The 12,238-nt window shown below is 68.9% G+C and carries 8 protein-coding genes; 7 read left to right on the forward strand and 1 reads right to left on the reverse strand.

Translation table 11 applies throughout. From position 1 onward, the window contains the following. Nucleotides 1–461 precede the first annotated feature (461 nt). From ABII15_RS24985 to ABII15_RS25015, 7 genes are all read left to right on the forward strand, one after another. Entirely contained in the window at nucleotides 462–2,774 is a 2,313-nt protein-coding gene (locus ABII15_RS24985) for an ABC transporter family substrate-binding protein (protein ID WP_353944532.1), read from the forward strand. A gap of 355 nt (nucleotides 2,775–3,129) precedes the next feature. Then, nucleotides 3,130–5,037: a translational GTPase TypA gene (typA, locus tag ABII15_RS24990; RefSeq protein WP_353944533.1), complete on the forward strand. Its 1,908-nt coding sequence runs from the start codon at nucleotides 3,130–3,132 to the stop codon at nucleotides 5,035–5,037. Between the two features lie 583 nt (nucleotides 5,038–5,620). Continuing rightward, the gene (locus ABII15_RS24995) at nucleotides 5,621–7,258 is read left to right on the forward strand and encodes an ABC transporter substrate-binding protein (RefSeq protein ID WP_353944534.1); all 1,638 of its coding nucleotides are present in this window, start codon (nucleotides 5,621–5,623) and stop codon (nucleotides 7,256–7,258) included. A 161-nt stretch (nucleotides 7,259–7,419) separates the two neighbouring features. Further along, on the forward strand, nucleotides 7,420–8,346 hold the full coding sequence (locus tag ABII15_RS25000) for an ABC transporter permease (RefSeq protein WP_353944535.1): 927 nt from the start codon (nucleotides 7,420–7,422) through the stop codon (nucleotides 8,344–8,346). Further along, nucleotides 8,339–9,313: an ABC transporter permease gene (locus ABII15_RS25005; RefSeq protein WP_353944536.1), complete on the forward strand. Its 975-nt coding sequence runs from the start codon at nucleotides 8,339–8,341 to the stop codon at nucleotides 9,311–9,313. Before ABII15_RS25000 ends, ABII15_RS25005 begins: the two co-directional genes overlap by 8 nt. Before the next feature lie 11 nt (nucleotides 9,314–9,324). Beyond that, nucleotides 9,325–10,383: an ABC transporter ATP-binding protein gene (locus ABII15_RS25010; protein WP_353944537.1), complete on the forward strand. Its 1,059-nt coding sequence runs from the start codon at nucleotides 9,325–9,327 to the stop codon at nucleotides 10,381–10,383. After that, the gene (locus ABII15_RS25015) at nucleotides 10,376–11,527 is read left to right on the forward strand and encodes a dipeptide ABC transporter ATP-binding protein (protein ID WP_353944538.1); all 1,152 of its coding nucleotides are present in this window, start codon (nucleotides 10,376–10,378) and stop codon (nucleotides 11,525–11,527) included. Before ABII15_RS25010 ends, ABII15_RS25015 begins: the two co-directional genes overlap by 8 nt. 61 nt (nucleotides 11,528–11,588) lie before the next feature. On the opposite strand, the gene ABII15_RS25020 is transcribed toward ABII15_RS25015, so the two are convergent. Beyond that, nucleotides 11,589–12,200: a GrpB family protein gene (locus ABII15_RS25020; protein WP_353944539.1), complete on the reverse strand. Its 612-nt coding sequence runs from the start codon at nucleotides 12,198–12,200 to the stop codon at nucleotides 11,589–11,591. Nucleotides 12,201–12,238: the final 38 nt, after the last annotated feature.

A 12,238-nucleotide genomic window follows, 5' to 3' on the forward strand; every position in this document is an offset into this window, starting at 1 on the left:
GTCACGCGCGGCTCGGTGGGGGCTGGTCGCGCAGTTCCCCGCGCCCCTGAGATGCGCACTTCGTGCGCCATCTCCTCATCAACAGAGGCGCGCCCCCTCCTGGAGGAGAGGCGGCGCGAAGCGCCTGCCTCAGGGGCGCGGGGAACTGCGCGAGAAGCGGCCACCGGCCGTCAGTCGACGTACGACCCAGGGGCGCGGGGAACTGCGCGACCAGCCACCCACCGGGCCGCAGGCGAAGGACGACTCAGGGGCGCGGTCAGCCCCCGCCGGCCCGCAGGGCAAGGGGGCCCGGAGATGTCACCGGTCGGCCGCCGGAGGCGAGCGGCGTTGGTCCGGCCGGGGGGTTCCGGGGCGCCGCAACCGTGTCGCCGCCCCCCGCAGCCCTCTCACCCCGATAGATGTGATCAACCGCATATACCGCCAAAAGTGATCAACCGGCCCGTACCGGAGGTAGCTCCGAGATGCACCAGACCCCCAGGCGCCCAGGCGCAGCCCTGCGCTCGGCCGCGTTCCTCGTGAGCGGCGCGCTCGCCGTGACCGCCCTCGCCGGGTGCGCCACGGAGGACGAGGCGAGCAAGCCCTCCGCCGGGCAGGACATCGCCCCCGCAGCCCGCGACCAGATCAAGGACGGCGGCACCCTGCACTGGGCCGTCGACAACCTGCCGCAGACCCTGAACTCCTTCCAGGCCGACGCCGACGCCACCACCAGCCGGATCACCGGCGCCGTCCTGCCGTCGATGTTCCGCCTCGACGGCCAGGGCCGCCCGCGGGTGGACCCCGACTACCTTGAGAAGGCCGAGGTCATCGAGACCGAGCCCAAGCAGGTCGTCCTGTACAAGCTGAACCAGCAGGCGGTCTGGAGCGACGGCCGGGAGATCGGCGCCCCCGACTTCGCCGCCCAGTGGCGCGCCCTGTCCGGCAAGGACACCGCGTACTGGACGGCCCACAACGCCGGGTACGACCGCATCGAGAAGGTCGAGCGCGGGGCGAACGACCTGGAGGTCCGGGTCACCTTCGCCAAGCCGTACGCGGACTGGCGCGCCCTGTTCTCGCCGCTGTACCCCAAGGACGTCATGGGGACCCCGGACCACTTCAACGACGGCGCCCGGCGCAAGCTGACGAACACGGCGGGCCCGTTCGCCATCGACGCGATCGACCGCGACGCCGAGACGGTCTCCCTCAAGCGCAACCCGCGCTGGTGGGGCAGCCCCGCCAAGCTCGACAAGCTCGTCCTGAACGCGGTCCCGCGCGGCAAGCGCGCCGCGGCCCTCGCCGCCGGCGACCTCGACCTCGCCGACCTGGACGCCGGCGGAGCCGACCGCATCGCCTACGCCGCCCGCGACAAGGGCACGGCGGGTCCGCTCGCCCATGGCCCCGGCTCCTCCCTCACCCCCGGCGACGCGCTGCGCTCCTGGGCGGTCGTGCACGGCGAGGACGAGGAGGCCGCCGAGGAGGAGATCGCGGCGCGCGCGAAGACCCGCAAGGCCGTCAAGAAGTACGCGAAGGAGCAGGAGCACCTGCGCGGCTTCGTCGTCCGGAAGTCGCTGGAGCCCGCCTACACGCAGCTCGCGCTGAACGGCACCGAGGGCCCGCTGGCCGACGAGCGCGTCCGCCGCGCCGTCGCCCGCGCCATCGACCGCAGCAAGCTCGCCGAGGCCGTCCTCAAGCCGCTGGGCCTGCCCGCCGGCACCGTCGACAACCACCTCGCGCTGGCCGGCCAGGAGGCGTACGCAGACAACAGCGGCGCGCTCGGCGAGCAGGACACCGCCCAGGCGCGGGCGCTGCTCGCGGAGGCGGGCTGGGTGCCGGGCGGCCCGCTGGACAAGAAGAAGGACAAGGACGACACGGCCAAGGAGAAGGAGAAGACGGCCGGGTCCGAGAACGACGCCGAGGACGCCGACGACGGTACGTACATCGTCGGCGAGGACGACCAGAAGCCCGGCGCCGACGCGCCCCGGCTGTTCGTCCCCGGCCCCCTCGCCGCCGCCCAGCACTCCGCCCTGCTGCACCAGGCCCACGCGCTGAAGCTGCGCAAGGCCGACAAGGAGAAGGGCAAGCACGCCAAGCACGCCAAGCGGCACAAGAGCGACCACGCCGCCGAGGGGCTCGGCAAGGACGCCAGGACGTACGTGAAGCAGGGCGGCGCCCCCGGCGCGTACGCGCCCAAGGGCACGGCCGCCCCGGCCGGCGCCGCCGCGGGCCCGCTCGCCAAGGACGGCAAGCCGCTCACGCTGCGCTTCGTCCTGCCGTCCGGCGCGGGCTCCGAGCAGCTGCGCACGGTCGCCGACCGGATCACGCAGATGCTGGAGAAGATCGGCGTCCGCACCGACATCATGAAGGTGGACGACGAGAGCTACTTCAAGGACCACATCGCGTCCGGCCAGTACGACCTCGCCCTCTACTCCTGGCCCGCGTCCGCCTACCCGGCCACCGACGCCCGCCCCATCTACGCCAAGCCGGTCCCGGCCGCCGACGGCTCGCTCACCGTCGAGCAGAACTACACCCGGGTCGGCACCGACCAGATCGACCAGCTCTTCGACGAGGCGATCGGCGAACTGGACGCGGGGGAGGAGCGCTCCCTGGTGAAGCAGGCCGACGCCCGGATCTGGGCCGCCGCCGGCTCCATCCCGCTCTACCAGCGCCCGGAACTGGTCGCGGCCCGCACGAACGTGGCCAACGCCGGCGCCTTTGGCTTCCAGGAACCCCACTACGAGGACATCGGCTACCTGAAGCCGGGCGCGAAGCCGTCGGCGAGCCCGGCCTCCGACGACTGACCGGTCCCCGCTTTCCTGCCGCCGGACCGCCTCCTGGCCTGCGACGACGCCGTCGATCCGGCCGTCGCCCGGGAGGCGGCCCGGCGTTTTCGCGGGTCTCAAGATCCGCCAGGCTCAGATCCCGCTCAAGTCCCTTGCCCCGGGCCCGGCCGGGAGGCAAGGTTCGTTGTAACCCGTTGACCTGCTGTTTTTCGCCGGCGCGGGGCTCGCCCCCCACACCTCACCGAGCCCCCGCAAGTCCCCCACCCGTTGAGCCACGTACGATGGGGTGAGGCCGTGGCGTGTCCAGCCCGGCAGGGCGCGCGTATCACTGATGTACGCGCAGCCGTCCACTATTCCGGGAGTACGCCGCAATATGGCCACGCGCCACGACATCCGAAACGTCGCCATCGTCGCCCACGTCGACCACGGCAAGACGACCATCGTCGACGCCATGCTCAAGCAGGCCGGCTCGTTCGCAGCTCACGCCGCCGAGTCCCTCGACGATCGCATGATGGACTCGAATGACCTGGAGCGTGAGAAGGGCATCACGATCCTGGCCAAGAACACGGCCGTCAAGTACCACCCGAAGGATGGCGGCGACGTCATCACGATCAACATCATCGACACCCCGGGCCACGCCGACTTCGGTGGCGAGGTCGAGCGCGGTCTGTCGATGGTCGACGCCGTCGTGCTGCTCGTGGACGCCTCCGAGGGTCCGCTCCCGCAGACGCGCTTCGTGCTGCGCAAGGCGCTCCAGCAGCGCCTGCCCGTCATCCTGTGCATCAACAAGACGGACCGCCCGGACTCCCGGATCGACGAGGTCGTCAACGAGACGTACGACCTCTTCCTCGACCTGGACGCCGACGAGGACCAGATCGAGTTCCCGATCGTCTACGCCTGCGGCCGTGACGGCATCGCGTCGCTGACCAAGCCGGCCGACGGCACGGTCCCGGCGGACTCCACCAACCTGGAGCCGTTCTTCTCCACGATCCTGGAGCACGTCCCGGCCCCGACGTACGAGGAGGACGCGCCGCTCCAGGCCCACGTCACCAACCTCGACGCCGACAACTTCCTCGGCCGCATCGCGCTGCTCCGCGTCGAGCAGGGCGAGCTGCGCAAGGGCCAGACGGTCGCCTGGATCAAGCGCGACGGCACGATCAGCAACGTCCGCATCAGCGAGCTGATGATGACCGAGGCGCTCACCCGCAAGCCCGCCGAGGTCGCCGGCCCCGGTGACATCTGCGCCGTCGCCGGTATCCCCGACATCATGATCGGCGAGACCCTGGCCGACCCGGAGAACCCGGTCGCGCTGCCGCTCATCACGGTCGACGAGCCGGCGATCTCCATGGTCATCGGCACCAACACCTCGCCGCTGGTCGGCCGCGGCGGCACCGGCAAGGGCGCCCAGGCCAAGTCGGCGGTCAAGGACCGCAAGGTCACCGCCCGCCAGGTCAAGGACCGCCTCGACCGCGAGCTGATCGGTAACGTGTCGCTCCGCGTCCTCGACACCGAGCGCCCCGACGCCTGGGAGGTGCAGGGCCGCGGTGAGCTGGCGCTGGCCATCCTGGTCGAGCAGATGCGCCGCGAGGGCTTCGAGCTGACCATCGGCAAGCCGCAGGTCGTCACCAAGCAGGTCGACGGCAAGACGCACGAGCCGGTCGAGCGCCTCACGGTGGACGTCCCCGAGGAGCACATGGGCGCCGTCACGCAGCTCATGGGCATCCGCAAGGGCCGCATGGACAACATGTCGAACCACGGCTCCGGCTGGGTCCGCATGGAGTTCGTCGTCCCGTCCCGCGGCCTCATCGGCTTCCGCACGGAGTTCCTGACGAACACCCGCGGTACGGGCATCGCCCACTCCATCCACGAGGGCCACGAGCCGTGGTTCGGCACCCTGACGACCCGTAACAACGGTTCGCTGGTCGCCGACCGCGCCGGCGCCGTCACCGCCTTCGCGATGACGAACCTCCAGGAGCGCGGCGTGCTGTTCACCGAGCCCGGCACCGAGGTGTACGAGGGCATGATCGTCGGCGAGAACTCGCGCGCCGACGACATGGACGTGAACATCACCAAGGAGAAGAAGCTCACGAACATGCGGTCCTCGTCGGCCGACTCGTTCGAGGCGATCGTCCCGCCGCGCAAGCTCTCCCTGGAACAGTCCCTGGAGTTCTGCCGCGACGACGAGTGCGTCGAGGTGACCCCGGAGGCCGTCCGCATCCGCAAGGTCGTCCTGGACCAGAAGGAGCGCGGCCGCTCCGCCTCGCGCGCCAAGCACAGCTGACGCGCCCCGACGCCCTGAGGGCCGGTCTCCCGCTCCGGGAGGCCGGCCCTCGGCGTGCGCCCGGCGGGCGGGCAAGTCCGGCCGGTCGTGCGGCTGTTGGACGGGTCGGAGGGAAGACCTCCCGCGGCAGTCGCCTTGCCGCTAATCTGCCCTCGGTTGTCTACGCGCGGTGAGAGTGGCGCGTTCACGCGGGGTACAGCCGCCGGATGCGATGCGTGACCGGCGAGTGCCAAGGGCGTTTCCGGCGCAAGCCATTAATAGCTCCCCTGTGTCCGCTATGCGGAGAGCTTCGGTCGATAGATATGTAACAAGTCCGTTTCGCGGTCATCTATCTAGGATCAGTTTGTCCGGATTTTAGGAGATGTACGTGTCAGGTGTGATCTAACCGAGACCTCTAGACGGTGGTCGCGACCGTCCCGGTGGCTAATAGTTGAGCCCATAGAGCTCGGGTCAATGGGTCACGCGCTGTGGGGAGCGCCGACTCACGAGCACACTGGGGCACTTCATGCGCGTCGTCAGGGGTGGCGACCTCATGTCTTGCGTGCCCCTTCTGATGAACAAGTGGACTCATGAGGAGGAACCCATGCGTGGTGCCAAGAGCGCCAAGTGGGTCGCGATAGCCGCCGTCGTGACAATGGCTGCGACCGCCTGCGGTGGCGGCGGTGACAGCGCGAGCGACGACATGGACAAGGGCAAGGCCGACCCGAACGGCATCGTCACTGCGCAGCTGAGCGAGCCGCAGAACCCGCTGCAGCCGGCCAACGCCAAGGAGAGCCAGGGCAGCCGTGTCCTGCGCACCATCTTCGCGGGCCTGGTGGACTACGAGCCGGGCACCGGCAAGCTCGAGTACGTCAACGCCGAGTCGGTCACGCCGAACGACGACTCCTCCGAGTGGACCGTCAAGCTCAAGCCGGGCTGGAAGTTCCACGACGGCACCCCGGTCACCGCCAAGTCCTACGTGGACTCCTGGAACTGGTCGGCGAACATCGCCAACAACCAGACCAACTCCAGCTGGTTCGCCGACATCGTCGGCTTCGACGACGTGCACCCCGAGAAGGGCAAGGCCAAGAAGGACGCCATGTCCGGCCTGAAGGTCGTCGACGACAACACCTTCACCATCAAGCTCACCTCGCCGGTCTCGTACTTCGCGTACAAGCTGGGCTACGACGTCTGGGCCCCGCTGCCCGAGAAGTTCTTCTCGGACCCGAAGGGCTACGGCGAGAAGCCGGTCGGCAACGGCCCGTACAAGTTCGAGTCGTGGGAGCACAACAAGCTCATCAAGGTCCGCAAGTTCGCCGGGTACAAGGGCCCGAACAAGGCGCAGAACGGCGGCATCGACTTCAAGAACTACACGACCGCCGACGCCGCGTACTCGGACCTGCGCTCCAACAACGTGGACTGGATCGAGCAGGTCCCGACCACCGCGCTGAAGACGTACAAGCAGGACCTCGGCAACCGCGCGATCGACCAGGCGTACTCCGCCGTCCAGTCGATCGTCCCGGCCTTCTACTCGAAGTCCTGGAAGGACGTCGACCCGAAGGTCATCCAGGGTCTGTCGCAGGCGATCGACCGTGACACGATCACCAAGACCGTCCTCCAGGGCACCCGCCAGCCGGCCGACTCGTACGTGGCCCCCGGCGTTCTCGGCTACAAGAAGGGCGCGCTTGGCGACATCACCAAGTACGACCCGGCCGCGGCCAAGAAGCTCATCAAGGAAGGCGGCGGCGTTCCGGGCAACAAGATCCAGATCCAGTACAACGCCGACCAGGACCACAAGCCCTGGGTCGACGCGGTCTGCAACTCGATCCGCCAGGCGACCGGTGTCGAGTGCACCGGCGACCCGAAGCCGACCTTCCAGGCCGACCTCGACGCCCGTGACGCGCACAAGGTCAAGTCCATGTACCGCGGTGGCTGGGTGCTCGACTACCCCGTCAACTCGAACTTCATGCGCGACCTCTACGGCTCCAAGGCCGCGGGCAACACCAGCGGTTACGCCAACAAGGAGTTCGACGCCCTGTCGACCGAGGCCGACAAGGCCTCGTCCGTCGACGAGACCGTGAAGAAGTACCAGGAGGCGGAGCAGCTGCTGGCGAAGGACATGCCGGCCATCCCGCTCTGGTTCTACAAGGTCAACAGCGGTCAGTCGACCAAGATCCTCGGCAAGATCCCGTACGGCCAGGACGGCGACCCGATCTTCGACCAGGTCAAGGTCAAGAAGTAGTAGTTCACCCCGACCGCAGGCCGGTGCCGGCCGCCCCACGCCCACGAGGCGCGGGGCGGCCGCACCGGCCCGTAGGCACAGGCCTCCACCTCACACCACCCCTCCTGCGGTAGAGAGATGTGCGCAGGCCTCGCCGACCCCTCACGGCATGGAGGCTCGACATGGGGCGTTACGCTGCAAGGCGACTGCTCCAGATGATCCCGATTTTCATCGGGACTACTCTGTTGATTTTTCTCATGGTCCACATCCTTCCGGGTGACCCGGTTCGGGCCATGTACGGCGACAAGGCTCCCGACCCCGCGCAGATCGCGGCGATCAAGCACGCCTACGGCTTCGACAAGCCGGTGCTGGAGCAGTACGTCAACTACATGTGGAAGCTCCTGCAAGGAGACTTCGGCAACAACCTCGCGGGACGCCCCGTCCTCGACCTGATGACCGACGCGTTCCCCGTCACGCTCCGGCTGACGCTGCTCGCGATCATCCTCGAGATCATCATCGGCGTGAGCCTCGGCGCCTGGGCCGGTCTGAAGGCCGGCAAGGCCGTCGACACCGGCGTGCTGATCTTCACGCTCGTCGTGATCTCGATCCCGGTCTTCGTGCTCGGCTTCATCGCCCGGTTCGTCTTCGCCGACGAACTCGGCTGGCTGCCGCCGAACGTCCAGGACTCCACGAACCTGGGGCAGTTGTTCCTGCCCGCTCTCGTCCTCGCGACGCTCTCCATGGCCTACGTGGCGCGGCTGACCCGGACGACCTTCGCCGAGAACCTGCGCGCGGACTACATGCGCACCGCTCTCGCCAAGGGTCTGCCCCGGCGCCGCATCGTCGGTGTCCACCTGCTGCGCAACTCGCTGATCCCCGTCGTCACCTTCATCGGTACCGACATCGGCGGCTTCATCGGCGGCGCGGTCATCACCGAGGGCATCTTCAACATCCAGGGAGTCGGCAACCTGCTCTACCGAGCGGTGCAGACGAGCGAGGGCTCGACGGTCACCGGTGTGGTGACGGTCATCGTCCTCGTGATTCTCGTGATCAACCTCCTCATCGACCTGCTGTACGCGGTCCTGGACCCGAGGATCCGGTATGCCTGACATCACCAAGGACCAGAAGGACCAGATCGCCGAGGCCGCCGAGCTGGACGCGCACGCGGCGCCGCTCGTCGAGCACCCCGCGGCCGGCGACGCGAAGAAGGAGAAGCCCCGCTCCCTGTGGGGCGACGCCTGGTACGAGCTGCGTCACCGGCCCATGTTCTGGATCTCCTCGATCCTGCTCTTCGTGCTGATCGTGATCGCCATCTTCCCGGGCTGGTTCACCAGCGTCAGCCCGCGTGACGGCGACCTCGTGCACCACTACCTGAGCAAGCCGGAGTACACGCACTTCTTCCAGGCCGACTGGTTCGGCTACGACCAGCAGGGCCGCTCGCTCTACGCGCGGGTCATCTACGGCACCCGGGCCTCGATCCTGGTCGGCGTGGGCGTCACCGCCGCGGTCACCGTCATCGGCGGTCTGCTCGGCCTGCTCGCCGGTTACTTCGGCGGCTGGATCGACTCGATCATCTCCCGCGTCGTCGACATCTTCTTCGGCATCCCGTTCCTGCTCGGCACCATGGTCGTCCTGAACGCGTTCGTCGACCGCAAGGTGTACGTCGTGATCCTGGCGCTGGCCTTCCTCGGCTGGACCTCGATCGCCCGCGTGATGCGCAGCTCCGTCATCACCGCCAAGCAGGCGGACTACGTGACGGCCGCGCGCGCTCTCGGCGCCGGCACCAACCGGATCCTGTTCCGGCACGTGCTGCCGAACGCCATCGCGCCGACCATCGTCGTCGCGACCATCGCGCTCGGCGGCTACATCGGCGCGGAGGCCACCCTGTCGTTCCTCGGCCTCGGCCTGAGCGACCCGACGATCTCGTGGGGCATCGACATCTCCGAAGGCAGCAAGGTGATCCGCGACGACCCGCACGCCCTGCTGTTCCCGGCGGGCATGCTGACCCTCACGGTGTTCGCGTTCATCATGCTCGGCGACGCGGTCCGCGACGCCCTCGACCCGAAGCTGCGCTGAGGAGGGCGTACGTGACCAGCACCTCTCAACCCACGAACGTTCCCGAGCCCGGTGACGCCGTCGCAGACGGTACCCCGCTGCTCGAAGTCCGCGACCTGCACGTGGAGTTCCACACCCGCGACGGTGTCGCCAAGGCGGTCAACGGTGTGAACTACACCGTGAACGCCGGGGAGACCCTGGCCGTGCTCGGTGAGTCCGGCTCCGGCAAGTCCGTGACGGCGCAGGCCATCATGGGCATCCTCGACATGCCGCCGGGGAAGATCCCGCAGGGCGAGATCCTCTTCCGCGGCCAGGACATGCTCACCATGTCCAACGAGGAGCGCCGCAGGATCCGCGGCCAGAAGATCGCCATGATCTTCCAGGACGCGCTCTCCTCGCTGAACCCGGTGCTCTCCGTCGGCTACCAGCTCGGCGAGATGTTCCGGGTCCACCAGGGCCTGTCCAAGAAGGACGCCAAGGCCAAGGCCATCGAACTGATGGAGCGGGTCCGCATCCCGGCGGCGAAGGAGCGGGTCAACGACTACCCGCACCAGTTCTCCGGCGGTATGCGCCAGCGCATCATGATCGCCATGGCGCTCGCCCTGGAGCCCGACCTGATCATCGCGGACGAGCCCACCACGGCGCTCGACGTGACGGTCCAGGCCCAGATCATGGACCTGCTCGCGGAGCTCCAGACCGAGTTCAACATGGGTCTGATCCTCATCACGCACGACCTCGGTGTCGTCGCGGACGTCGCCGACAAGATCGCGGTGATGTACGCGGGCCGGATCGTCGAGACCGCCCCGGTCCACGAGATCTACAAGCGCCCGGCGCACCCGTACACCAAGGGTCTGCTGGAGTCGATCCCGCGCCTGGACCAGAAGGGCAAGGAGCTCTACGCGATCAAGGGCCTGCCGCCCAACCTGACCCGCATCCCGAGCGGCTGCGCGTTCAACCCGCGCTGCGCGGTGGCCAAGGACATCTGCTCCACGGACGTTCCCGTGCTGCACCAGGTGACCGAGGCCGACGGCGCGGCACTGGCCGGCCGCGGCAGCGCCTGCCACTTCTGGAAGGAGACGCTCCATGGCTGAGCCGAGCAAGAACGACGCCGTGCCCACGGACGCCACTCCCAACGTCACGGACGTCGAGACGGTGGACGCCGCCACCACCGACGAGGCCGTCGCCGCCATCGAGGCGCCGGTCGACCGCGGTGAGCCGATCCTCCAGGTGCGCAACCTGGTGAAGCACTTCCCGCTGACCCAGGGCATCCTGTTCAAGCGGCAGATCGGCGCGGTCAAGGCCGTCGACGGTGTCTCCTTCGACGTCTACCAGGGCGAGACCCTCGGCATCGTCGGCGAGTCCGGCTGTGGCAAGTCCACGGTCGCCAAGCTGCTGATGACGCTGGAGACGGCGACCGCGGGCGAGGTCTTCTACAAGGGCCAGGACATCACCAAGCTGTCCGGCCGCGCGCTGAAGGCCGTCCGCCGCAACATCCAGATGGTGTTCCAGGACCCGTACACCTCGCTCAACCCGCGCATGACGGTGGGCGACATCATCGGGGAGACCTTCGAGATCCACCCCGAGGTGGCCCCGAAGGGCGACCGGCGCCGCAAGGTCCAGGAGCTCCTGGACGTCGTCGGTCTCAACCCGGAGTACATCCACCGCTACCCGCACCAGTTCTCGGGCGGTCAGCGCCAGCGCATCGGCATCGCCCGCGGCCTGGCCCTCAACCCCGAGATCATCATCTGCGACGAGCCGGTCTCCGCGCTCGACGTGTCGGTGCAGGCGCAGGTCATCAACCTGATGGAGAAGCTGCAGGACGAGTTCAACCTCTCCTACATCTTCATCGCGCACGACCTGTCGATCGTCCGGCACATCTCGGACCGGGTCGGGGTCATGTACCTCGGCAAGATGGCCGAGATCGGTTCGGACACGCAGATCTACGACCACCCGACGCACCCCTACACCCAGGCGCTGCTGTCGGCGGTCCCCGTCCCGGACCCGGAGGCCCGTGAGGGCCGCGAGCGCATCATCCTCACCGGTGACGTGCCCTCGCCGGCCAACCCGCCGTCGGGCTGCCGCTTCCGCACCCGCTGCTGGAAGGCCCAGGACAAGTGCGCCCAGGAGGTCCCCCTCCTGGCCATCCCCGAGCGCTTCCAGGGCTCGGACTCCCCGGCCGCCCACGAGTCGGCGTGCCACTTCGCGGAGGAGAAGGACGTGGTCCACGCGGCGTGAGCCGTGCGGCGCCTTCGGGGGCCGGTCACCGGGGCGACCCGGTGACCGGCCCTCCGTTCGTTCACCCCCGCCCGGCCCGGCGCAGGATCTCCTCCACGACCTCCGACTTGGCGTCCGCGTAGTTCTGCACGTACTCCCAGGTCCGCCCGGACAGTTCGCGCTTGGTACGGGCGTACAGGGCGCGGTCGGCGGGGTGGGTGCGCAGCCGGTCGCGGAAGCCGGTCATCCGGTCGATCTCCGGGCAACCGGACGTGAACACATGCAGGTTGACGTAGTCGATGCCGGGTGCCACGGCCGGGTGGCGCAGCACGCGGTGCTCGTACCAGTCGGGTTCGCGGACGACGAGGCCGTAGCCCAGGCCCTCCAGCGCCGGCACATAGGTGCTCTCGGCCGCCGAGTCGGGGACGGCGAGGAGGATGTCCACGACCGGCTTCGCGGGGAGGCCCGGCACCGAGGTGGAGCCGACGTGCTCCAGCCGGTGCGGCAGGGCGGCGAGGGCGGTGCCGATCCGCTCGGCCTCGGTCGCGTACACCACCGGCCACAGGGGATCGGGCTCCGCGAGCGTCACCCGGCCGTCGAGGCGGGTCGCGGGGCCGACGTGGGCCGCATCGATCTCCCCGGGCGTCATCGGGGTGCGGGGGATGTTCCGGCGAGGTTCCTGGTCGGCGGTCATGGCACCACCGTACGTTCCGCCGACCAGGCGGTTCCTAG

The sequence above is a fragment of the Streptomyces sp. HUAS MG91 genome (genome assembly GCF_040529335.1).
In the GTDB taxonomy this organism is placed as follows: Bacteria; Actinomycetota; Actinomycetes; order Streptomycetales; family Streptomycetaceae; genus Streptomyces; species Streptomyces tabacisoli.